Annotated in this window: 20 protein-coding genes; 11 read left to right on the forward strand and 9 right to left on the reverse strand. The window is 44.2% G+C overall.

Annotated elements, in window-relative coordinates; translation table 11 throughout:
* Window positions 1-43: 43 nt before the first annotated feature.
* The gene (locus tag MKY01_RS14880) at window positions 44-415 is read left to right on the forward strand and encodes an iron chaperone (RefSeq protein ID WP_339286831.1); all 372 of its coding nucleotides are present in this window, start codon (window positions 44-46) and stop codon (window positions 413-415) included.
* Window positions 416-490: 75 nt separating this feature from the next.
* On the opposite strand, the gene MKY01_RS14885 is transcribed toward MKY01_RS14880, so the two are convergent.
* The 3 genes from MKY01_RS14885 to MKY01_RS14895 all read right to left on the reverse strand — a co-directional run bounded on the left by MKY01_RS14885 (window position 491) and on the right by MKY01_RS14895 (window position 3,046).
* Window positions 491-1,471, reverse strand: a complete 981-nt coding sequence (locus MKY01_RS14885) for an aldo/keto reductase (RefSeq protein WP_036608033.1) — start codon at window positions 1,469-1,471, stop codon at window positions 491-493.
* A gap of 232 nt (window positions 1,472-1,703) precedes the next feature.
* Complete coding sequence (locus MKY01_RS14890; protein WP_339286833.1) at window positions 1,704-2,582, reverse strand: NmrA family NAD(P)-binding protein; 879 nt, start codon at window positions 2,580-2,582, stop codon at window positions 1,704-1,706.
* 146 nt (window positions 2,583-2,728) lie between these two features.
* On the reverse strand, window positions 2,729-3,046 hold the full coding sequence (locus MKY01_RS14895) for a helix-turn-helix domain-containing protein (protein ID WP_017688544.1): 318 nt from the start codon (window positions 3,044-3,046) through the stop codon (window positions 2,729-2,731).
* Between the two features lie 369 nt (window positions 3,047-3,415).
* Here MKY01_RS14895 and helD point away from each other — a divergent pair, with 369 nt between their 5' ends.
* Together helD and MKY01_RS14905 are read left to right on the forward strand one after the other, a co-directional pair.
* The gene (gene helD / locus MKY01_RS14900; protein WP_315372826.1) at window positions 3,416-5,830 is read left to right on the forward strand and encodes an RNA polymerase recycling motor HelD; all 2,415 of its coding nucleotides are present in this window, start codon (window positions 3,416-3,418) and stop codon (window positions 5,828-5,830) included.
* Window positions 5,831-6,052: 222 nt separating this feature from the next.
* A complete protein-coding gene (locus MKY01_RS14905; protein ID WP_076317917.1) occupies window positions 6,053-6,757 on the forward strand; it encodes an SDR family oxidoreductase in 705 nt (234 codons plus the stop codon).
* Window positions 6,758-6,875: 118 nt separating this feature from the next.
* On the opposite strand, the gene MKY01_RS14910 is transcribed toward MKY01_RS14905, so the two are convergent.
* The 3 genes from MKY01_RS14910 to MKY01_RS14920 form a co-directional block, all read right to left on the reverse strand.
* Window positions 6,876-7,706, reverse strand: a complete 831-nt coding sequence (locus MKY01_RS14910; RefSeq protein ID WP_017688542.1) for a carbohydrate ABC transporter permease — start codon at window positions 7,704-7,706, stop codon at window positions 6,876-6,878.
* A gap of 1 nt (window position 7,707) precedes the next feature.
* The gene (locus MKY01_RS14915; RefSeq protein WP_036670879.1) at window positions 7,708-8,580 is read right to left on the reverse strand and encodes a sugar ABC transporter permease; all 873 of its coding nucleotides are present in this window, start codon (window positions 8,578-8,580) and stop codon (window positions 7,708-7,710) included.
* Between the two features lie 68 nt (window positions 8,581-8,648).
* Window positions 8,649-9,962, reverse strand: coding sequence for an ABC transporter substrate-binding protein (locus MKY01_RS14920; RefSeq protein WP_315373297.1), 1,314 nt, complete (start codon window positions 9,960-9,962; stop codon window positions 8,649-8,651).
* Between the two features lie 206 nt (window positions 9,963-10,168).
* Between MKY01_RS14920 and MKY01_RS14925 the strand changes: the two genes are divergently transcribed.
* The 3 genes from MKY01_RS14925 (at window position 10,169) to MKY01_RS14935 (ending at window position 15,704) form a co-directional block, all read left to right on the forward strand.
* Window positions 10,169-11,932, forward strand: a complete 1,764-nt coding sequence (locus tag MKY01_RS14925; protein ID WP_339286835.1) for a histidine kinase — start codon at window positions 10,169-10,171, stop codon at window positions 11,930-11,932.
* 16 nt (window positions 11,933-11,948) lie between these two features.
* Complete coding sequence (locus tag MKY01_RS14930; RefSeq protein WP_339286837.1) at window positions 11,949-13,475, forward strand: response regulator; 1,527 nt, start codon at window positions 11,949-11,951, stop codon at window positions 13,473-13,475.
* 243 nt (window positions 13,476-13,718) lie between these two features.
* Window positions 13,719-15,704: a methyl-accepting chemotaxis protein gene (locus MKY01_RS14935; RefSeq protein ID WP_339286838.1), complete on the forward strand. Its 1,986-nt coding sequence runs from the start codon at window positions 13,719-13,721 to the stop codon at window positions 15,702-15,704.
* A gap of 94 nt (window positions 15,705-15,798) precedes the next feature.
* Here MKY01_RS14935 and MKY01_RS14940 read toward each other — a convergent pair whose 3' ends face one another.
* Window positions 15,799-16,671 (reverse strand): AraC family transcriptional regulator, encoded by an 873-nt coding sequence (locus MKY01_RS14940; protein WP_315371186.1) that lies wholly within the window; start codon window positions 16,669-16,671, stop codon window positions 15,799-15,801.
* Window positions 16,672-16,916: 245 nt separating this feature from the next.
* Between MKY01_RS14940 and MKY01_RS14945 the strand changes: the two genes are divergently transcribed.
* Window positions 16,917-18,116, forward strand: coding sequence for an MFS transporter (locus MKY01_RS14945; RefSeq protein ID WP_339286840.1), 1,200 nt, complete (start codon window positions 16,917-16,919; stop codon window positions 18,114-18,116).
* Between the two features lie 216 nt (window positions 18,117-18,332).
* A complete protein-coding gene (locus tag MKY01_RS14950) occupies window positions 18,333-19,088 on the forward strand; it encodes a gamma-glutamyl-gamma-aminobutyrate hydrolase family protein (RefSeq protein WP_339286841.1) in 756 nt (251 codons plus the stop codon).
* A gap of 108 nt (window positions 19,089-19,196) precedes the next feature.
* Here the strand turns inward: MKY01_RS14950 and MKY01_RS14955 are convergent, their stop codons facing one another.
* A complete protein-coding gene (locus MKY01_RS14955; protein ID WP_339286842.1) occupies window positions 19,197-21,521 on the reverse strand; it encodes an MMPL family transporter in 2,325 nt (774 codons plus the stop codon).
* A gap of 19 nt (window positions 21,522-21,540) precedes the next feature.
* Window positions 21,541-22,188, reverse strand: a complete 648-nt coding sequence (locus tag MKY01_RS14960) for a TetR/AcrR family transcriptional regulator (protein ID WP_076253018.1) — start codon at window positions 22,186-22,188, stop codon at window positions 21,541-21,543.
* 236 nt (window positions 22,189-22,424) lie between these two features.
* On the opposite strand from MKY01_RS14960, the gene MKY01_RS14965 reads away from it, so the two are divergent.
* The 3 genes from MKY01_RS14965 (at window position 22,425) to MKY01_RS14975 (ending at window position 24,793) form a co-directional block, all read left to right on the forward strand.
* Window positions 22,425-23,318 (forward strand): TetR/AcrR family transcriptional regulator, encoded by an 894-nt coding sequence (locus MKY01_RS14965; RefSeq protein ID WP_339286844.1) that lies wholly within the window; start codon window positions 22,425-22,427, stop codon window positions 23,316-23,318.
* Window positions 23,319-23,534: 216 nt separating this feature from the next.
* Complete coding sequence (locus MKY01_RS14970) at window positions 23,535-23,963, forward strand: hypothetical protein (protein ID WP_339286845.1); 429 nt, start codon at window positions 23,535-23,537, stop codon at window positions 23,961-23,963.
* Between the two features lie 26 nt (window positions 23,964-23,989).
* Window positions 23,990-24,793: a cytochrome P450 gene (locus tag MKY01_RS14975; protein ID WP_339286847.1), complete on the forward strand. Its 804-nt coding sequence runs from the start codon at window positions 23,990-23,992 to the stop codon at window positions 24,791-24,793.
* The last annotated feature ends 11 nt before the right edge of the window (window positions 24,794-24,804 follow it).

The following is a 24,804-nucleotide window of genomic DNA, read 5'->3' on the forward strand; positions in this document are numbered from 1 at the left end:
TGGACAATATAAGTAGTATATTTCATGATATAGGGGGGAACTAATGGAGACCTTTGCAGAATTTATAGCACGCATCGATAACCCGGAACACCATGCACGAACGGAAGAAGTTTTGAACTGGGTCACTGAAAAATTCCCGAATTTAAAACAAAAAATAGCCTGGAATCAACCGATGTTTACCGACCATGAGACCTTTATTATTGGCTTTAGTGTATCCAAGCAACACTTGGCTGTTGCTCCCGAGAAGGCAGGAATTAATCGTTTTTCGGAAGAGATCACACAGGCGGGTTATGATCACACCAAAGAGTTGGTGCGGATGAAGTGGAAACAGGAGATTGATTTTTCGTTACTTGAGAGAATGATTGAGTTCAATATAGCGGATAAGGCAGAATGTTCAACATTCTGGCGCAAATAAATCGCGATATAAAAAGAAGACCCCCAACTTCCGGATACGGAAAGAGGAGGTCTTCTATATTTTAAGCAAAAGCGATTATTGAGCACCTACTACAGGGTGAGGTACATAGGGTTCTTCAAGGAATGAGACGTCTTCTGAGGTCAACTTAACAGAAAGAGCACCTACCGCATCTTCCAGATGCGATATTTTGGTGGCACCGATAATTGGTGCCGCTACAGTGTCTTTTTGTAGCAACCAGGCAAGTGCAATGTGTGTGCGAGGGACACCGTATTTTTCTGCAATGGATGCAACTCGTTCAACAACAAGCCGATCCGCATCACTTGTTGCATTGTACTTGGATTTCTGAATTTTGTCTGTCTCGGATCGAAGTGTTGATACGGACCAGTCACGGGTTAACCTGCCTGAAGCAAGAGGACTGTAGGGAGTCACACCAATCTTTTCTTCCTTGCATAAAGGCAACATTTCTCGTTCCTCTTCACGGTAGATGAGATTCAGGTGGTTTTGCATGGAGACAAACTTGGTCCAACCATTTTTCTCTGCTACATGTAATGCTTTTTGGAACTGCCATGCAAACATGGCCGAAGCGCCAATATATCTCACTTTACCGGACTTCACCACATCATGTAAGGCTTCCATGGTTTCTTCAATAGGCGTATTGTAGTCCCAACGATGAATGATATAGAGATCCACATAATCGGTTTCCAATCGTTTCAGGCTTTTATCAATCTCACTCAGGATGGCTTTTCTGGAAAGACCAGAACCGTTGGGTCCTTGATGCATTTGTCCGTGTACTTTGGTTGCAATGACAACCTCATCCCGATTGGCATAATCTTTTAACGCCCGACCAAGATACTCCTCGCTTGTACCCAGAGAGTATACATTCGCTGTATCGAAGAAATTAATGCCTAGATCCAGCGCTTTCTTTATCACCGGGCGAGAATTTTCTTCATTCAGTACCCATTCATGAACCCATTTACTGGCATCCCCAAATCCCATACATCCCAGGCAAAATCGAGATACGTCCAAGCCTGTATTACCAAGTTTAGTATATTCCATGTCATGTTCAAATCCTTTCTAATGTTTATTATTGCCACCTATAGGGTGATCTATATACACATTATTATGTCATAACGAAGGGAACAACCTGTACCACATTTCTATCAAAGTTTTGCCTAATCCTATCAGAATCTCTGAATTTGAATCAGTTGAGTCCATTAAAGTTCTCATATAAAAAGAACAAGCCATTCGTTTCTCTGGTTGGAGATTCAAATGGCTTGTTCATAAAATATTATTTAATCATTGTTTGATGAATCCAATCGCTTATTTTGGTTAATTTAAGATTGGCTTTGATATTATCATCCAACTCTTGATACCGTGGAAGAAGATCTGTATGTCCATCAATCCATTGGTACAATCCTTTAAGACCTGCTGCTGTCTCACTTCCCAACAAAGGCTGAATCGCTGCTTCAAAATGATCAAAAGGAAGAGACATGAAGCTGATCTTTTCACCTAATACAGCACTGAATTGTTCCGCTAATTGTGTACCTGTCAGGGCTTCTAATCCGGGGGCTGGGATAATGCTTCCTGCCAATTCCGAATGAGTCAAGGCATAATAGTGGAATTGAGCTGCATCGTTTAAGCTAATCCAGGAGATCGGCTTGTCTGCTGGTACCGGGTAGGCCAAAACGCCATTGTTCAGTATTCCGGGAATCAGGAAGTTTTCCAAGTATACAATGGGTTCCACAATGATATATGGAAGACCACTTTGCTGCAATTCGTGGATAACTTCACGTTTCAATTCAATTCCTTTGGAATGGGTGATAGGGTCAGGAACATAGGTACCTGTGTTAACTACAATCAATTTAACGTTTGCCTGTATAGCAGCATCAATTGCATTTTTGGTATATTGTCTGATCTTATCCGGATTGAACTCCACCGGCAGGTTCAGGAAGACTTTACTTACACCTTCATGCGCCGTATGGAGCTGTTCCACATCTGATAGATCCCCGATGAAAGCTTCAATGTTTTGTTCCTTCAGTGTGTTGGCTGTTGCCTCATTTCGAGTAATCGTGCGAACCTCACAACCGTGTTGAACGAGTAATTGAGCGACAGCGCCGCCTTGGGCGCCCGATGCCCCATATACTAAAAATCGATCATTTTGTGTCATAGTGGTCAATAACTTCCTTTCAATATGTGATTGGAATGAATGAGTTAACACTCAGCAATGACCTCAGCATAACGGATTTAGGATAGGAGCGTAAGTACGCACATTAATGATATAGAGTATCCCTTAGGATACTATGGGAAGGCGTTTTACATATGTTTCGATCCCCAATCACCTAGCTGAAACAAGATCGAAGTCAGGCTTTGTCCTTTTTCTGTAAGGGAATATTCGACTTTAGGCGGAACTACAGGGTGGGTAACACGGTTTATCAAACCAGCTTCTTCAAGTTCTCGTAATTGCCTGGTTAATGTGCGATGCGTAATGGGGTCCAGCATTTTCTGTAATTCATTGAATCGAATTGTTGAATGGCGGATGAGACGATTTATAATTAATAACTTCCATTTCCCACCAATCATATTGACTGCAAACTCAACAGGACAACGGTCCTCCACAGGTTCTATATTCATATTTATGTATCCCTCCCAAAAGCATCAACTCATGTTTCATGTTTCGTTCATTTTATCGAATTTATAAAGGGGTGTATAGCTTACAGCGCATTCAGGATATGAACCATGCCCAGGACACAAAAAAAGATGCCCCTAGTGTAGCTCGAGGGACACCTTATATTATATAAATTATTGTTCAACTCAGACAGAACGAAAAAAAGCATTGAACGTGAAAAAAAGCCATGATATAATCTATAGCGCAATTGACATTTATATTGAATGTAAAGGGTGAATCATTATTTATCCTAATTTAATTTTACATCCGACATTCCGATTTGTCAATGCTCTTTTTTTTGGCCCTAATAAATGGAAAAGGGAGTGGACTCATTCATGGATAAAACAGTGAAATGGAAGTTGGAAGAGGAAAGACTAGTTCAGGTGAGGAACAAACTTCAGGCACGACTCGACGAGTTAGAACCGAAGGTTGCCGGACTGCATGAACAGGCTGCCGAAATTCGTAAACGGTTCTGGGAAGAAGTGACGATTAATACGGGTTCGTACACGGATTTTGAAGATGCATTCTATACCATTAATCAGCAGTCGAGAGTGTTGGCCGAGAGGGAGCGCGGGCACAAGCTGTTAACACAACAATGGAAAAATACAAAGAGACTGCTTCCAACGCCGTATTTTGGCCGTTTCGACTATAAGGAAAAAGGCATGACATTGACTGAACAGATCTACATCGGTGTATCATCCTTCATGGATGAAGATGGATTGAACTTTCTAATCTATGACTGGCGTACGCCAATTGCGAGTCTGTACTATGATCACTCTCCCGGGCCAGCAAGTTATGACACACCTTCAGGACGAATCGACGGAAAGATGGAGCTCAAGCGTCAATTCCAGATTCAACATGGGCAGCTTCATAGCATGTTTGATTCAACTGAGACGATTGGTGACGAACTGTTGCAGCAAGTGCTCGCCAAGGGTGCAGACTCACAAATGAAGAGTATTGTAGCAACTATCCAGAAGGAACAAAACGCCATCATCCGTGATGACCGAAGCCGAATGCTTATCGTTCAGGGGGCAGCTGGCAGTGGCAAGACGTCGGCTGCGTTACAGCGAGTCGCTTACTTACTATATAAACACCGCCAGACAGTTAAAGCAGATCAGATTGTACTTTTCTCGCCGAATCCGATGTTTACCAGTTATATCTCGACCGTACTCCCGGAACTTGGCGAAGAGAACATGCAGCAGACAACTTTCCAGGAATATCTGAATTATTGGCTGGATTCCTCCTTCCGACCAGAGGATGCCTTTGATCAGATTGAATATGTGCTGACAGCTCAGAATGATCCGGGATATGAAGCTCGTCTGGAGGCGATTAAGTACAAAGCTTCCGAGACATTCCTTGAAGTGCTCCAAAACTACGGTAAGTGGCTGGGGCGGGAGGGCATGCAGTTTAACGGGATTCAATTTCGGGGACGTGAATTCATCACTGCGGACCGAATTAAGACTCAATTCTACAGTTTGGATCAAAATCTTACCTTGTCCAACCGCATTCTTCTTTTGCAGGAATGGTTGCTGAGAGAACTCGTTTCGCTGGAACGTCTGGAACGGGAAGCAGACTGGGTTCAGGAGGAGTTGAATTATCTGGACACAGATGATTATGTGGAAGCTTTCCGCATGTTGCACAAAGAAAAGCCTGTGTTTGATGTGGCGGAAAAATATGCAGCCCGTGAGAACGGAAATAACAAGGCAGTGCAAGATGAGGGTGCCTTTAACTTTGGAGTGCGGGAAGAGGAGTTGCTTCGTCAGAAATTGGTGAAAGACATGTTTAAACCTTTAAGAAAGAGTGTGCGGAAATTTCAGTTCGTGGATGTGAAAGGGATATATGAACAACTATTTGTAGATGAAGCCGCTTATCGGGAACAAACGAATGGGGCAATCCCCCCACAGCACTGGCCTGAGATTTGTAAACAGACCAAGGCCATGATCCTTCAGAACAAGCTGTTCCATGAGGATGCTACTCCGTATTTATATGTAAAAGAGATGATCGAAGGCGTCCGGACGAACACAGAGATTCGTTATGTCTTTGTCGATGAAGGCCAGGATTATTCGGCGTTTCAATACGAATATCTCAAGAAACTGTTTCCTCGTGCCCGCATGACGGTGCTGGGGGATTTCGGGCAAGCGATCTTTATGCAGGCTACGGATTTGGCAGCATCCAACTCGCCACTGGTTCACCTTTACGGAGAAGGTGAAACTACTTTGATACGGCTCGTACGCAGTTATCGTTCAACCAAAGAGATTGTTGAATTCACGAGACAGATGTTACCAGGGGGAGAAGAGATTAGACCGTTTGAAAGGGGAGATCAGAAGCCTCTTTTAACAGGATTGAAGGACGAAAAGCTGCGTGGTGCGCAGATTCTCGCAGACATCGCCGCGCTTAAGGCGGAGGGGTTCGATTCCATCGCTGTGATTACGAAAACCGCGGCTGAAAGCCGTGACGCCTATGAAAGGTTGCAAAGTCAAGGCGGCGAAGGGTTGCAGCTCATAACAAAGGACACACAGATTTTTGAAAAAGGAATCATGGTTATTCCTGTGTATCTCGCCAAAGGCGTTGAGTTCGATGCTGTCCTGGTCTATGATGCTTCACCCGTTGCTTACAGCCAGGAATATGATCGCAAGCTTCTGTATACGGCATGCACACGGGCCATGCACCGACTTCATCTATATACTGTTAGTGACTGGTCACCATTTGTGCAGGCGTTACCTGCGAATCTGTATGACATAAAATCATAATCCATATGTAAATCCGTTCTCAATGAAGGACCAAAGAAAGATGCTCGGAGCCTTATTTCAAAGGTTATCGGGCATCTTTTTTTTATAAAAGAAATGAATCATAAAAGTTATTCTTTACTGATCGTTCCCGATGTGATAGATTGTTATTAGAGATTATGAGAATGATCGTTCCCATAACAACTCGAAAATGAATACATTCTCAATGAGAGGGAGTAATAATAAATGAATATTTCCAAACAAGTTGCTATTGTAAGTGGGGCTAATCGAGGGTTGGGTAAGGAACTTGCTCTTGAACTGCTGGCGAGGGGAACCAAAGTGTATGCTGGGGCACGAAACCCTGAATCCATTGATCTGCCCGGGGCTATTCCACTGCAACTCGATATTACGGATCCACAATCTGTCATGGCTGCAGCTGAGGTAGCTAGTGATGTAACCCTTCTAATTAATAATGCTGGTTCCGCTACGGGTGCTTCTCTGCTCAGAGGTGAGCTGAACGATATTCACTTGGAATTCAATACACATGTATTCGGTACGCTTTCAATGATTCGTGCGTTTGCACCGGTAATAGAGAAGAATGGGGGCGGTTCGATACTGAATATCCTGTCTGCTCTATCTTGGCTCAGCCTTGGTAACTCAGGTGCATATTCAGCTGCAAAATCCGCTCAGTGGGGAATTACGAATGCATTACGTCTCGAATTAGCCCCTAAGAACGTTAGCGTTGCCGGATTGCACGTGGCGTTCATGGATACGGATATGACGGCAGGTATCGATGCGCCAAAAACGAGCCCAACGGATATTGCCAAAATTGCAATAGATTCCATCGAAGCGGATCTCTACGAGATTATTGCTGATGATACCAGTCGGAATGTACAACAGGGTCTTGCTGGTGGTGTTGCTGCCCTTTACCCGCAATTGTTTCAAAAATAGAGAGGTGTAGATGCATTTTCTCGTTATAAATAAAACAACCCCCACCAGATCTGGTGGGGGTTAAGTCTGTCATGAATTCTCTAATTCCATTCCTTCAAGAACCGTGAGAATATAAGGTTTAACCTTTAACTGCACCGGCAGTAAGGCCGCTGACAATATATTTTTGCCCGAATAGATACAGGATGAATACAGGCAGTGAAGTAAGCACAAGATTGGCGAAGATCAGGTTCCAGTCCCGGCTATATTTGCCGTAGAAATTGTAGATCGACAGTGGCATCGTCCATGTGGAACTGTCTGTCAGGAAGTACACCGGAATTGTAATGTCATTCCAGACGGACATGAACACCATGATCGCTACCGTTGCGTTAACGGGCAGGATGAGCGGTGTGACGATGCGGAAGAACACCCCGAACACACTTGCTCCTTCCAGAAATGCCACTTCGTCCAGCGCTCGTGGAATGGTTTTGATGAATCCACTATACAAGAATACACTGAAGGCTGTATTTAACGCGGCGTAGATCAGGATGACACTTGTGATGCTGCCGTAGAATCCCAATCCCTGTACAACCCGTATGGTCGTAATAATCGACATTGGCGCAATCAGTCCCATGAAGAAATACATGTAGATCGTGCCGGATAGTTTGGTTTCCCGACGTGCCAAAATGAATGCCGCTGCCGAAGAGGCAACGATATTAATGATGGAAGATACGCCAGTAATCAAAATGCTGTTGAAGAACGCTCGCGACAGACCACCTTCCTGGAAGACACGAACATAGTTCGAGAACTGCCATGTTTCCGGGAAACTCAGGGAGAAGCTAAGCACTTCGGCGCTAGTTTTGAATGAACCAAAGATCAGAATGACAAGCGGCAACAGAACGATAAGAGAGGCCAGAATCAGGAAACCTTCCACGATATAGTTGCGGATGGCGAGTTTGCGTGTATAGCCCATGTTATTCCGTAACCTCCTTACGCCGCATGAAGATCAATAGCGGAATAGCAATAATGGTAACGACCACGAAGAGAAGTGTGTTGACCGCGGTACCAAGTCCCCAGTTGCCTTCGCCGAAAGATCGCAGAATGATTGTACCTACGACCTGGGAAGCGTTACCCGGGCCACCACCGGTCATGACATATACTTCGGAGAATACTTTGAGTCCACCGATCAATGTCAGCATCAGGTTAATGTTAATCGCGGGCAGCAAGAGTGGTAGTGTGATCTTGAAAAAACTTCTCCACGAACTTGCGCCATCAATCTTGGCTGCTTCGTAATACTCTTGAGAAATGGACTGCAGGCCCGCCAGATAAATGGCCATCTGGAACCCGGCACTCTGCCAGATTGAGACGATGGCAATCGTCCAGATCACAATCGATGGGTTGGTCAGCCAAGCTTGGCTTAATGAATGTAATCCTACAGATTCCAACAAATTGTTGATTGTACCTTCGGTACGCAACATGGGAGTGAACAGAATGCTGATCACAAGGATGCTGAGAATAGAAGGGGAGTAGAAGATCGCGCGTAGCAGGTTCTTTGTTCTTAATCGCATGTTAAGTCCTACGGCCAGCAATAGGCCGATGACATTTTTGCCAACGACGGTGACGATTGCAAATATCGCCGTGTTTTTCAGCGCCAGAATAAGCGTCTTGTCCGAGAAAATTTTCTGGAAATTATCCCACCCGATGAACTTCAGCTCCAGCCGATCCAGCCGCCAATCCGTGAATGAGTAATAGAAAGCGGCGAGAGCAGGCACAACGAAAAAGATGGAGTAGATAATCAGTGCGGGAAATATCATGTAATACGAGTACAGATTTTTAGTCCTTTTCATGTCTCACACTCCGTTATAGCCAGGCAGCATAACGGTCGATCCTGTTATGCTGCCTTATATTTCACTCTTTAAAAACCTTCTACACCTTTATCCTGCATCAGCTGACTGAACTTCTCGTCCCAGGATTTCAGTACTTCTTCCGGTGACAAACCACCCGCGAATTGATCCTGTAACAACCGATACAGTTCGCTGCGATCAACCAGCATGTATGCATCCGTTGTCAGCACGGTTTTCTTCGGCGTAATATAATTGTCTACAATATCCTGTTTGTAAGCTGGCAGTTCCGGTGTAGTAACGTCACTGAAATTGGATACGTATCCTTTGGAGTCGACGATCTGTTGTGCGACATCCTTGGAAGCGATATAGTCCAGGAACTGTTTGGCTTCATCCAGATGTTTGGATTTCTTCGGAATGAACAGTTGTCCGCCCAGTGGACTTGCACCCAGACCGGCATTATCCGACGATGGAATCGGGAATACGCCCAGTTCCATATTTGGATCTTGCTCGGCCACGCCTTCAATTAACCAATCGCCCATAAACATCATGGCCACTTCCTTGTTCAGGAATTTACCTACGGCCATGTCATAGCTGTCGCTAAGCACATCCGTGTTGGTGTAACCTTTGGTGTAAATTTCATATTGTTGTTCCAGGAATGTTTTGAATTCCGGGATATCAGACCATTTTTTCTTGTTGCTGTTCAACTCATCAAAAAACGTCGGTTCATTTTTGGCTACAAAATCGGCAAAAGCTGCAGCAGGCCAGATGTTGGCAGCCCAGGCATCTTTGTAAGGCATGAATACAGGTGTAATGCCACTCGCTTTGATTTTTTCACAGATCGCCAGGAATTCTTCGTAGTTGGTTGGAATCGACAACCCGAGTTCTTCAAAGATTTGTTTGTTATAAACGACCCCTTGCATCCCCGTATCTTGGCTGACATGGAAGCTGTAGAGATGGCCACCAGAAGAGAGGACGTCTTTGTTCACAATTCTGCTTGCCCAAGGCTCGTTATCCAGAATCTCGAAGTTACGTTCAAGGTTCAGGTCTGTGACTGCGCTCGCCAGATTGTACTGAATAATGTCAGGCGTTTCATCTACAGCCAGTTTGGTTTGCAGTACAGTTGTCGTTTGTTCCGCTGGAATCAGCTGCAAATTGACACGAATGTTCGTTTGTTTTTCGAATGCATCGAGAATGTCCTGCTGGATGAAAGCAGAGTCCTGAGAACTTTTAGAGATTGCCAGCTCCAATGTGACTTTGCCACTCTTGCTGTCCCCGCCAGCAGCTGTGCCGGAATCCGTACCTCCTGATCCACAAGCCGTTAATGAGACCGATAATAAACTGGCCAGAATAATGGAAAACACCTTTTTTCTTTTTATTGTTTTCAATGCAAATCCCCCTCTGAAACGTGTAGTGAATCCGTTTACAAGTCCGATTATAGATTCTTTTCTCGCCCCGGTACATGTCTGTGCTTGAACGTTGATGTGTAAAATCCTGAACTTGAAATCGCTATCATTTCATGAAATACCGTGATAGAGTAGACATGAATATAAGGGATTTCACATCATGTCAGAACAGGAGGGCATCTCTGAGAATGGCAAAGCTCATACATAAAGCAACTCAATTCAGTTTGCAGACAAAGGTGTTTTTGACATTTCTGGCTCTGCTTTTGTTTGTGCTGGGCTGTTTTATCGTGTATGTAAATGTGATCGTTGTCCGCCCGCTCAAACTGAAAACAGAGCAGGATACGCTCGTTACAGCTACGAAGGTAAGAGAGCAAGTTGATCTATACGTAGAACAACAGAACCAGATGTCGCAGCGAATATTATCCAGCAAAAATATATTTGCAGCCATGGACAAGAGCTCCTCAGCTCATAGTAACTATGAAAGACTGAAGCAAATTCGGATCATCAAAGACATCATGTTTCAGGCCATCGGGCCGAGCATGAATATCAAGGACATGTCCATCTACGACAATCACGGGGTTCTCCTGACATCATATCTGGGTTCGGGTAATCCTCCCGCAATCCTGAACACCATGATGGAGAGTAGTCAGGTCGGACGAGATTGGACGGAAAGTGGTTTTGTTCTGCTGCGTCAAGACGATACGATCTCATTTGTGCGCACGATCAATGATCAGAACGGCAAGGTGTACGGTTATCTTAGCATCCAGATGGAACAGGCCTATATACAGAACCTAACAGAGGGTATTACCGCTGGCGAAGTCTATATTCTGAATGAACAAGGCGAGCAGATGACAGGTTCGGAAGCGGGTGTGACATTTACCAATTGGACAAAGCCTGCATCAGACGAGGGACTGGATGTGGACAAAAACGACAATTATATCACGCATTCCACTTCACCCAGTACAGGCTGGATCACGTATATCATAACGCCCAAAAAATCTGTTCTAGGCTCGATCCATTCGGTTCAGACGATGTCCATTCTGCTGATTACAGCACTGATGCTGGTTTCATTTGTGTATATCTTCCTGTCGACACGTAACCTGCTGCTGCCTATCCGCAAGCTACGCGGTCAGATCTGGCGCATGAACTACAGCAATATGAATCTGAAAGTGGATGAAACGCCGAAGAATAACGATCTCTTATTACTTAACGAAGCCTTTCAGGATCTGATGGAGAGGCTGCAGCAATCCATTGACCGGGAAAAATCGGCGCTTCATGAAGAAGTAAAGGCGCGTAATTCGGCGCTGCAAGCCCAGATTGCACCTCATTTTATTCATAATGTTCTATACCTGATCAGTATTGCCGCCCAAGAGGGGAAGACCAAAGTTGTATCGGATATGTGCAAACATCTTTCGGACAGTCTGCGTTATATTGTCTCTTCACCATACGCGCATGTGACTTTGGCTGAGGAGCTTCAACATACGAGACATTATCTGTCCCTTGTACAACAAAAGTACGAAGAGGATCTGGAGTGGGACATCTGTGCTGATGAGCTGGCGAACGATATCCGATTGCCGCGGTTGGTCATTCAGCCGTTTGTGGAAAACTGCATTGAACATGCCTTTGCCAACACCACGCCGCCTTGGCGTATCCAGATTACCGTGAAGCAATATAACGGATTATGGGCTTTGGAGATCAAAGATAACGGAGAGGGCTTTCCACCGGATAAGATCCAGGAGATTTTAGCCAATATTCAGGCATCGGGTTCCGGAATGAACCAGACTGCTGATCGTGGAACAGCCCTTGGTAACATGGGGATTATCAATAGTGTCAATCGACTCAAACTAATGTATAACAACCGGCTTTTTATTAATATATTTAACAATCATGCGGAAGAGCAACATGGAGCAACGATTCAAATCATCGGCTCACTGACGAGAGATTTTTACTAGCAAGGGGGTATAGGCGATGTATAACGTTATGATCGTTGAGGATAGCAAACCGATATTACGTAATATTAAAATGCTCTTGGAAACGCTGAGCTTCCCGATTCGTGTAGCGGCTACGGCAACGAATGGCGAGGAAGCCTTGGCAGCGATAAAGCAGTCACCGATTGATCTGCTGTTGACCGATATACGAATGCCGAAAATGGACGGACTGTCCCTGATTGAGCAAGCCAAAATTGCCAACCCGGATCTGAAGGTCATCTTGATTAGCGGTTACAGCGATTTTGAATACACAAGAAAAGCATTGAACCTGCAAGTGTTTGACTATTTGTTAAAACCCGTCGAGCGAGAGGCGCTTGAAGAAGTCATGAGTCGGGTAATTGACCAACTTGATCAACAGATGTCCAAGGAACTGCTGGATTTGCAGGAAATCATTCATCCCCAATGTGAGATTACGTCGAAACAAGGGGAGGAGTTTCCGCCTTTATTCAGCCAGATGATGATCATTATGAGCAGACAGCCTTTTACCGCAGGGCATGAACGTTGGGTGCAGGTGGAACTTGAGGGTTTAGTGCAGGATTTTTTTGCATTCCATCCTTGTCGTGTTTACACCAGTCAAACTTCATATCAATTTATCGCTTTTGTCAACAAGAGTGCACTTGAGGTGTACTCTTCCGTACATGAATGTCTTGAATCGATGCGACGGCATTTGGTTGCGCATGACATCGATGCAATCATTGGAGGACAACTTCTATTCGCTGAGTCTGGTAATCTGCCGGAGCTCTATCACCGAATGTCGTCCATTTTGTCTGAGCAGCAACGGTTGAAACAAGGAATAGTGTTGGATACCGGGAATCCGGTGTCGATGGCCAGATCTGAGACAGGCTGTCTGGATCCGCTGCAGGAATCAGCTTTTGTACAGATGATACAGGCTCGGCAGAAAGAACGGTTTGCTTTTAAGTTATCCGAATTGCTGAATCGATGGGCAGAGGAAAATGTACATATGACCGAGGTGGAGCGGTTTATTGGATTGATTGTAGACACGTTTGCTCATCTGTACGAGGAACAGGGGTCGGGCATGAGATTGGGTCTGGAGCTTCGGTCAAGACAATTCGCCCAGGCACAGTCCTATGCCGATTTTTGCCGGGAACTGGCGGAATGGACGGGACAGTGCTTCGATATGCTGCAATCCCACGTTCGAAAAAGCAAGGCGATCCTGTTTGAACAGATTGACGATTACGTAAAACTAAATAAATACTCTCAATTATCTATCAACGACATTGCCATGAAGTTTCACGTTAGCCCGTCGTACGTCAGCAGAGTGATCAAAAATGCAACACAAATTACGTTTGTCCAGTATTACACCCGGCTTCGCATTCAGGAGGCCTGCAGACTGATGGAAAGTCAACCCGACATGAAGTTTAAGGAGGTTTCCGATGTACTGTCATTTAGCGACCAGCACTATTTCTCGAAGGTGTTCAAAGAGTATACGGGGCTAAGTCCTACGGATTATAAACAACAGATGTCTGGTATAAAGACCCAATCATAGTTAACAAACCCTTTTTATTTATGTTATAATACTAAACAAATACGGCTTGTTACTGAATTCATTCAGGCAATACCTATGTATATACATGCTCAAAGTTTCTTTGGGTGTGCATATATATGGGTTTCTTTGCGTTTACTGGCCGATTAGTTCTACCAAAAATGAATAAAGAGAGGAAGATTGAACTTGAAAAAGGAAAGTGAAAAAAGGTCATTTTATAAGAAAGGAGGAGCCGTTTTACGATTAATGAGCACTCGACTCATTGCAGCTTTCCTTGCGGTACTTATCATCCCGACTGCACTTATCGGATATTTTTCATATGATAGTGCCAAAGATCAGGTACAACAAAAAATGACGGATCCCATCAATACCATATTAACGATGACCGGACAGCATATTAACAATCTGGTGGGGGAAAAAGTAGCATTATTGAGTTATATCGACAGTATGTATGGCTCCGACCCCAGTCAGGCGAACAATGAAGCACTACAAGTAGGAATCGACCAGTTAGCTGATACATACCCTGATATTCTTGCCATAACCGTAGGCAACGACCAAGGCAGTGTTATATCTTCTCCAGCAATAGAGGATGCAACATACGATCCACGCAGCACAGAATGGTATGCCAATGGTGAAAGTAACAATGGATCACTCTATTTTTCGAGTATTATGAATGATCCGGCATCCGGGAAGATTTATGTAGAGATTTCAAAAGCTCTTTCAGATGAACATGGTGTAGCAAGTATTAAACTTGATCTGGAGCCATTAGCAAAAGCGTTATCATATGTCGATGTAGGAGGCAATGGAAGTCTGATTGTAGTGGACTCCAATCGAACGATTGCAGCTTGGTCCGGTGCGATTGCAAAAGGTGGAGGAGGAGAGCTCGGCGGAGCACTTATTGAGGGAATTCCAGTCCATCCTAATACGGCTTCAAGTTCCGATGAACCGATGGCATTTTCCCAATTTGTTAGAACGGATCTGGCGTATGATCTGGAGGTATATAACGGTGTTAATGCTTTGACGGGTTGGAATGTCATTGCTTTGATGGGCCATGAAGATTTTATCGCCGCAGCGAAACCCATCATGATATCGAGTCTAACGGTCATTGTTATATCTGTATTGATTGCCGGTGTAATTATTTTCTTCATTCTGAGATCTTTTATCGTACCTATGCAAAAACTGCGAAAGGCCACCCGCAGCGTAAGCGAAGGGAATCTGTCCGAACGGGTTAATCTGAAAACCGAAAACGAATTTGGTATTTTGGCAAATGATTTTGACCAAATGACCATCTCCCTTCAATCGGTGGTTGCTGAACTTCACCAGACGTCATCGTTGTTAAGTCACTCTTCCCAGATGATTCAGGAAAGTACAGAACAAACCACCCAATCGGTTCAACATGTGGCTGAAACCATGCAACAGACTGCGGAATCAGCTATCGTTGGGGCGGAGAATTCGGAACAAACCGCGAATGCCGTAGAAGAGATGGCGAGAGGCATCAGTACAATTGCAGAATCTGCGAGTGCGATTGTGGATTCGGCTGAAGAGACGGAGCGCGCTGTTGCTAACGGTGGGAAAACGATAAACCAGGTCGGAGAACAAATGGAACACATTCTCGGAGCTGTTGAAGAAACCTCGGCATTGATTAATGAGCTGTCCAGTCTCTCCGCCGAAGCTAATCGAATGAATGAAGCGATTGCGGATATCTCTCGGCAAACCAATCTTCTGTCACTGAATGCCTCTATTGAAGCATCAAGAGCAGGAGAACACGGCAAAGGTTTTGCTGTCGTTGCAGGCGAGGTACGAACGTTATCGATGCAATCCAAACAAAGTGCGGACGAGATTGGCGCTACCATTGGTAAAATGCTTGATTTGATTGCCAAATCCACATCTCTTATGAATGATAAAGTTCGTAATCAAGTCGGTGAAGGAATGCGGATCAGCCAAGAAGCTTCGGCAACCATATCGAACATTGAACAATATACAACGCATATCGTGGATCAAATTCAGGATATTTCCGCTGTCTCAGAACAGTTGTCAGCCAGTACGGAAGAAGTCTCGGCTACCGTTGCCGCGATGAATCATATCTCTAAAGTGTCGGCTGATAGTGCTCAGACAACTTCAGCAGCAGCCCAAGAACAAATGGCGGCGATGCAGGAGATATCGGCATCATCTGCACAGCTATCCAAAACAGCTGAGAATATGCAAGAATTGGTTCGCCGGTTTAAGCTCTAAAGTAGAAGTAAATAAATGTGTAAAGAAACATGTAAAGAGATATATAAAGCACCAGGCGCTCCCCCAATGGAGCGCCTTTTTGCATTTAGAGAGATTAGTAAGAATGTGACGCCTCATCCCCGAACATATCCTTTTGATTCTTTTTTCGGAAACTTCGTGGTGATTCACCAACCGTTTTGGTAAATAAAATCGTAAAGTAATTAGGGTTATCATAACCGACCAGTTTAGCGATCTCCCATATTTTTTTGTTGGTTGAGACTAATAATCGGGTGGCTTCACCCATTCTTCGTTGAATCAGGTAATGATAAGGAGAAGTGCCAAAGTGATTTTTATACATATGAATTAAGTAATAAAAATCGATATGAAATTGATCTGCCAATTCTTTGAGTTTAATGTTCTGCCGATAGTTGGTATCCAAATAGTCTTTAATGCTCTCAGCAAGGGTATTGCTCTCAACGATCTCCCCACTAGGAAGCTGTTGACGGGACTGCCGATCGATGATCAGAAGTATTGCTTTCAGGACATGCCCAGAAATCGACTCGTATCCATGTTCCCGGATTGAAAATTCATTGAAGAGAGTCTGCATTAACGAATGGAGCTCATCGGAATATCGGTTGGCTCGAATGATCGGATTGTTAGAGGGAGGAATGACCCAATCCTCAAGGGTCTGGGTGCCTTCTGCAAAACGAAAGCCGCAATAAAAGGTGGATAACGGGAATTCAGGATTGGACTTCTCCTCGTGAAGAGTACCCTTGTTATAAATGAGCATGTCCCCTTTTTGAGCCCAGTGTTTGGTACCGTCAATGGTGAACAATCCTTTGCCTTCAGTTACGTAGATAATCTCATGCAGATCGTCATGTTTATGCGTCGGAAAACTCCAATGGGGATTGTCGGCCAGTTTTCCTACATAAATAATGGTGCAATCTCGATTTGGATGCCGTTGGCCGAATTCGTGGTGTGTATTCATCTATGTCTTCCCTTCAGAATCAGTAATGAAAGTCTGTGTTGAAATGACAACATATATAATGTTTTGCAATAAAACCACAACAACCTTGATTGTCGCCATGGTATATCTGACAGTACAATTTCACTATCCAAAATGTACTATATATCGAAAGTGAAGGGATGGGAAAGCAGAAAATACATGAATTAATGATCGTAGACAGAATTGAAGCGCTTGCAACAATAGAAAGGATTAGTGAGTATTGATTTATGACTAGAAATAGAGAGAACCTACTTATTTTAACGCTTACGCTTGTTAGCTTTGTACTGGGAACAACCGAGTATGTCATCGTGGGTGTGTTGAAGGAAATTGAAAGTTACATGAAAGTATCACTTGCTGCCGCGGGTATGCTTGTCTCCGGTTTTGCGATTGCATACGCAGTGGGTACACCATTTGCTGTGGCCTTCTTGGCCAAAATATCCAGAAGGAGTTCCATATTGATTGGATTTGCAATCGTGTTAGCTTTAAATCTATTGACCGTGTTCTCAACAACGTTCTCTTCTCTGATGGCCATTCGCATCGTGTCGGCCATTGCTTGTGGACTTACGATATCACTTTCGATCTCGATCGTAAGCGACGCAGTGAACCGGGAGCGAAGAGGGGAAGCTATCGCCTGGATTTTGGGCGGATTTTCAATCGCAAATGTGCTAGGTGTTCCGCTCGGTACATTTATCGGACAACATCTAAGCTGGTCCATGACGTTTGTTGTTACAGCATGCATAGGTTTTGTGCCGCTGGTATTCATGTTTCGTATTCTGCCACGCCAAACAACAACGATTGCAGGTTCGTTCAGTGATCAGATGTCTCTCTTTTTAAAACCACGGATATTGCTGGCCTGTCTGATCCCTGTACTGGGAAACAGCTGTATTTTCGTCGTTTTTACGTACATTACGCCACTCCTGAGTGAGACGATGGGTGTGCCAGTACAATGGATTAGTGCAATACTCCTGATCTATGGCGCCTGCAGCATCCTGAGTAACTGGATTGGTGCCAAAATAGCCAAGGGTGATTTCCTACCCAAGCTCAAGGGGCTTTTCGTTATCCAAGCGATCCTCTTCCTGGGCATGAGTTTTACCGTTTCCAATCTGTGGATCGGCTTGGCATTCCTGTTTCTGATTGGATGTGTGTCATCCTCCATGAGTGCCGCTTCCCAGTTATATTTGTTTGATGTGTCTGGAGCGATCGCGCCGGGGTCCAAAGCATTTGCATCTACACTCCTGCCTGTGGCAGCCAATGTGGGTATAGCGTTAGGCTCCGGCGTCGGGGGAATTGCCGTTAATATGGGTGGTGTCCAGTGGGTGCCTCCAGTTGCTGTGATGCTTGCCTTACTGGCTTTTGTCATAACCCTGATATGCCAGCGTTCCATCCAATTGAATTCAGACGAAGCAACCACTGTAAAAGCAGCTTAGATGAGATGCTGTCTAGACTAAACTCATGAATGCATATATATGGTATTTGAACTACAAACAAAGTCGCTGTTATAGCGGCTTTGTTTGTTTTTTTAGTTTTCCAGCATTCCGGATGAAACGGGTTCGTAGATGATAGAGGTAGGATAATGCAATAATTCAGTGAATTTATATATGAAGAGATCTGATAAAATGAATGAAAAGCTGGGAGGTAAAGCTATGAAAAAGCCCATGATCGGTGTACTGCCTTTGTATGATACTGACAAAAAAAGTTACTGGATGCTTCCAGATTATATGAACGCCATAGAAGGAGCAGGTGGGATTCCAATTATGCTGCCTTTGACAACGGATACCGAGATCATAGCAACGCTGGCTAATCAGTTCGATGGGTTCCTGTTCACCGGGGGACATGATCTCAATCCTGAGCTGTATCATGAGCTTGCAGAGGTTACCTGTGGAGAGTTATGTATTGAACGCGATATGATGGAGTCGATATTATTACAAAAAGTAATTGAGATTGATAAGCCTGCTTTTGGCATATGCCGTGGACTACAGCTATTTAAAGTTATGTTGGGTGGAACGTTATATCAAGACATTCCGACTAGCCTTCAACTTCATGGGAACAAGATCGTTAATCATAAGCAAAGTCCGCCGTATATGGATCTTGTACATGATGTACATATTGAGAAAAATAATATCCTATACGATATTTTGCAAACCGATACGATAAAAGTGAACAGCTACCACCATCAGGGAATCAAAATGTTATCGGATAAGTTAACTGCTGTGGCCGTCGCTGAAGATGGACTCGTTGAATCCGTGGTCATGCCAAACCGCTCGTTTGTTTTGGCTGTGCAGTGGCATCCAGAGTACAGCTATAAAGTAGATGACTACAGTCAGAAGTTATTTTCGGCGTTTGTTAATGCTGCTAAATCCCCACGCTATACTATCCATATTGAAGACATCACCGCATAAAATGTGAAAAAGAAAAAAAGACCTCCTGTTTATAAAAACAGAGGAGGTCTTTGTATTGGTTAATGCAGTCGTAATAGTAATCATGGTATCGCCGTTCTATTGGCAGAATTATTTTGATCCAGACTTCGTGTTGGCATGCTCTTCAGCATTCAGGGAAGCAATCAGCTTCTCGCCTTCAACATCCAGGTTTGGTAGAATGCGATCCAGCCATTTTGGAAGTGCCCAAGCTTTGTCTCCGAAAATAGCCATGATGGCAGGGACCAAGCCCATACGGATGATAAAAGCATCAATCAGAATGCCTACCGCCAAAGTGAAACCAATCTGCTTGATCATGACATCGTCAGTGAATATAAATCCTGCAAATACAGAGACCATAATCACTGCTGCGGCAACAACCACACGACTTACCTGATTGTACCCATGAACAACGGATTCGGTCCCGCGATGACCATGCACATAGGATTCCCGCATGGAGCTCACAAGGAAGACTTGATAGTCCATCGCCAGGCCATACAGGATACCTGTTACGATGATCGGCATAAAGCTCAGCAACGGGCCGCCGGTATCGAAACCAAAGAGCGAATGCAGCCAGCCCCATTGGAATACAGCAGTGGTGATCCCGAATGTAGCCAGGATACTAAGCAGGAAGCCAATTGTTGCTTTGATGGGAACGATGATCGAACGGAATACGAGTAACAGAATGATCAGTGACAACAGGATAATAATGCCTACATAAATAGGGAACACCTGCGCCAGTTTGGCGGACATATCGATGTTAACAGCTGTGAGTCCAGTAACTCCGAGTTTCACATCATAGGTCTGTGCGATGCCGGAATCAGCCGAGCGCAGATCAGTGACCAGTGTTTTAGTGAGATTATCGTTAGGACCCGTTTTTGGAATGAGACTGAAAATAGCTAAATCTTCTGTCATCCCAAGCGGTGTGACTTGTGCAACGTTATTCTGACCTTGAAGTTCCATCACCAGACCGCCCAAGAGTTGCGGTGTAACTTTTGCGGAAGACTGATTAGGCTCTGCGACCAGAATAAGGGGTCCGTTGAATCCTTCTCCGAAGCCTTCGGAGATGGCATCATAACTTTGTCTTGCAGTTGTATCCAGATTCGCTGAGGAAGCGCCGGGGATACCCATTTCCATTTTGGTGATCGGCGTCGCGGCAAAACCAAGAATGACGATGATGGCGATAATGGTAGCCCAACGATTTTTGATAACGAATTTCACCCATCTGTTCGCGACTCCGTGGTTAGTGGCTTTAGGATGTTTCGCGCTTTTCTCACGAGCTTTGGCGGAACAGATGCGTTCTCCTACCAATCCCAGTAAAGCCGGCAACAGGGTTAAAGCAACAAATACGTTGATGAGCACGGTGGCAGCTGCGACTAAAGCCATCGTAGACAAGAATGTAAGACCGATGACAAGCATACCGCACAGTGCAATAATGACGGTTAATCCGGCAAAAAATACTGCGCTACCCGATGTACCAATGGCTCTGGCCGTTGCTTCTTTTGCGCTCAAGCCTTGATCAATGATCATTCGACGCTGGCGATTAACAATGAAGAGCGCATAGTCGATTCCAACAGCCAATCCAACCATTAGAGCTAGAACGGAAGTGACACTAGGCATTTCGATGAATTTGGAGATGGAGAACGCACCACCAACTCCAATGGCAACTCCTAGGAGTGCAGTGATCAGAGGCAGACCTGCTGCAACAACGGAGCCAAGGGTGATCAGCAATACAATGACAGCAATGACCAGTCCAACAATCTCTGCCGAGCCGACTCCAATCGATACCGTTTTGAGCGTTTCGCCCGGCAACACCTTAATATTGGTTCCTTGCTCTACCGTCATAATGGACTGAATAACGGAATCAAATACATCCTGTGTTATGGCAGACTGTTCAATTGTAAATTGGAACTGGAACAGTGCAATGCTGCCGTCCGAAGAGATCAGCATTCCAGGTACAGGAACACCATCCACCATCAAAGGTCCATAGGGAGGAGGCGTGGTTGTTGCGGATTGCGCCATATCAGTAGCCTGAGCATTCTGAGCCATCTCCGCCTGAGCACCCGAATTACCCGCTTCAGCTGCATAGTCCGCAGGGTTAATGACTTTGTCTAATCCGTAAACTTCATTAACACCTTTCATCATGGCCGCCAAACGTTCAGGCGTATCCAAACGCTCGTTGTCTGGAGCTTTGAAGACAACACTTCCTTGACCGCCGGAGGCGGCAGGCAGTTCTTTTGCCAATTGATCCAGAACCTTCTGTGACTCTGTGCCTTCAATCTTCATTTCGGAACTGATGTGAATACCATTGATGCTGATCATGGAGATGACAATTCCCAGAATTAAAACCCAGCCAATGATGAAATAGGCAGGTTTGCTAAAAGCGGTTTTCCCCACTCTGTATAATAATGTAGACATTTCTCTATTTTACACTCCTCTATGATGAATGTGGATGGTTGGCATGTTCAAATCCTGCCCGTAAATGATTAAACGTGGTTTCCAAAAATTGATCGAATGTTAAAACACCGGGCTTGGTATCTTCAGTAATGACTTGTCCGGGCAGTAACACATTGAGTCTTCCATCAATTAATGGCAGTATTGTTCCATATAGTGCGTTGATCAAAAGATAAGTATAGATCTCGTCATACTTCCCGTTAGATAAGTCTAATAAGGTATCTTGTGCCTGCGTCTGCATCCGATGCATGGCTCCAAGGTAATGCGGTTCAAGCACGGGATAGGTCTGGGATAGCGATAGTAGCTGATGAAGTCTTCCTATTAGTTCTGTTGTAAGCTGCATCTTGATCAGGTTATACAGTACGTCAAGCAAGGAGACGTTGTCGGGCAATTCGGTAAGCAACTCTTCGAGTTCCGTTGTATTCTGAACGGATATTGCGCCTCTGGCTACTGCCTCTTCCTTACATGTGAAGTAGTTTGCAAATGTTCTGCGGGAACAACCCACCTGATGCACGATATCTTCGACCGTAAAGCCATCAAGCCCATGTTCAAGGGTAAGTTCAAATGCAGCACTAGCAAGTGCTTTTTCAGTTGCTTCTTTCTTCAAATGTCGCAAGTTTCGTTTGATCATTATTCTCCGCTTATGCGTTCACCTCCAACACCAATGACTATGGTTTAAATCTTTTAAGAAGAGCACACTTACTTAATATGCACTTTGTGAGGTTTATCATAACAAACAAGTTGCCCATTGTGCAAATTTACTCATTGTGCAATTATTTTATATGACAGCTATACTGCGAATCAATGCTTCAACTCCTGAGGAATGAATGTTAAAATCAATAGAAAAACTTGGGGCGATAACGAGATATGAGTAGTCGTAAACAAAGTTTATTGGAAACAGCACTTGCACTATTTTTAGAGTACAGCTATGCAAATACAACAATCCAGATGATCTTGGATCAATCGGGTGTATCCAAAGGCACATTCTACAAATTCTTCAGTTCCAAAGAAGACTGTTTATATTCTATTATTGATCAGCGTATGCAAGAGGATGTTTTCATTCGTAAAGAGCTTGAACAAAATCACTATACATCGGATTATGACCTGCTCGTAGATCAGATTGCGATTCCTATGTCTGTACCTAATAAAGAGCGAGTATGGGAATTATATTGGACGGGTTTTTATTCCGGGGAGATCAACTCAGCCAAACTGGCTACAGTTCACCTAAAATGGCTGTCCACACGCTTGATTCAGGTTTACGGGAACGATATTAGCTTATATGCCAACGAAGGGGCCATATTGTGCTACGGCATATTACATCAGATTGCCAACACATCAAGAAGTCTAAATACGCAAAAACCGGTATGGAGCGAAGTGGTTCCCAAAGTATTAACGTACATTGAAGTGATCCTAAGAACAATGCATCAGAGAAATGAACATATTTTCGACTTTCAGTCTCTCTATTTCCTGAATGCCGATGAGCGTAACCATGATATGGGTCTGGACATCGATAATATATTGATCGAATTTGATGAGTTCAACAACCGTGTACAAAAATCCAAGGAATCTGCATCATTCAAGCAACTTTCGAAGGGGCTCTTAGCGCTATTACAAGATCAAGAGGATTTAAATATTCCTGTAATCGAAGTGGTGCTGCAAGCGTTTCACAAAGAGTACAAATCTAGTGCGTTTCAATCTGAAGCCAATAGACTGACCGAAGCCTGTTGGTGGTATTTGGAACTAGTGAAGCAACGTAATTAATATGGGGGTTGGCTCGTAGCCGACCTCTTTTTTTGTTTTTTTATGTCTCTGGTTATTATTAATATACTATTAGTATATTGATAATTTGTTGTTATAACAGTTGTTTTTTGCTGTTCAAACTATGAGATTTGAAATTAAATATACGAGTAGTATATAATCGGAATGAACATATATTTCCATAGATTTGAATAACTTCACTTCGAAAGGAAGATTTATATGAATAACTCGAATAACCAGACATCAGAAAAAGTAGAATTTAATTTGTTTAGCGAAGAAAATAGTAAAGATCCATTTGCCATGTTTGCACAGATGCGTGCCAAAGGTTCCGTTGTCCCTATTCCTAATCCAATGGGTGGAGCAGGGCAAACCTGGATTGTAACTCGGATGGACGTCGCCATGGAAGTGCTGAAAGATCACTCTCGATTTACGGTAGATATGAACTCTATTGATAGTGGCAATGATATTCGAAAGAATCTCTCAGGTGAGCTTGGTTCATCGGAACCCCAGACCTTTTTTACCGGAAAGTCGATGCTCTTTGTTGATGAACCGGATCACCGAAGACTGCGTAGCCTGGTTTCCAAAGCGTTCACGCCAAGATATATGGAAAGCCTGCGTCCACGCGTCCAGGAATTGCCGATGAGTTGATTGACCAATTCGAAGGAAAAGGAGAGATGGATCTTGTAAAAGACTATGCCTATCCTTTCCCAATCAACGTTATTTCCGAGATGTTGGGTATACCTCAGGAAGACCGACCTCAGATCCATGTATGGTCTGAAGCCATTGCAAAAGGTCTTGGTTTTGGTAAACAGGACCCTGCCGTTGCGCAGCACTTGCGATCATTCGCAGAGTACACCTCACAGCTTGTGGCGAACAAACGAATAGAACCTTCAGATGACCTCATCAGTCAATTGATTGCGATTGAGGAAGAGGGGGATCGACTGAATGAAGATGAATTAATATCCATGATCACGTTATTGATATTTGCTGGACATGAGACTACTTCCAATCTGATTGCAACTGGTTCTTATCTTCTTCTGACCCATCCCGAACAACTGGAACAACTGAAACAAGATCTGAACCTGGTTCCTTCTGCGGTGGAGGAGTTGCTACGATATAACGGACCCGCGACTTCCTCAGGTCCTCGTTATGCAACACAGGACACGGAGCTCGATGGACAATTGATTCAAAAGGGAGATGTTGTGATTCCCCTTCTGAAATCAGCGAATCGGGACGAGCAGCAGTTCACTGACCCCGAAGAGTTGGATATCGAACGCAAAATAAAACGGCATTTGGCCTTTGGACACGGCATTCATATGTGTCTTGGCGCTCCGCTTGCTCGTGTAGAAGGGGACGTGGCGTTTACTACGCTTTTACGTCGGCTACCGGATATTCAGCTCAGTATTCCTCAGGAAGAGATTCATTGGCACTCTGCTTTGTCATCCCAGGGATTGGCAACATTGCCCGTAAAATTTTAATAGATAAACTT

The sequence above is a fragment of the Paenibacillus sp. FSL R5-0486 genome (genome assembly GCF_037975155.1).
Classification (GTDB): Bacteria; Bacillota; Bacilli; order Paenibacillales; family Paenibacillaceae; genus Paenibacillus; species Paenibacillus amylolyticus.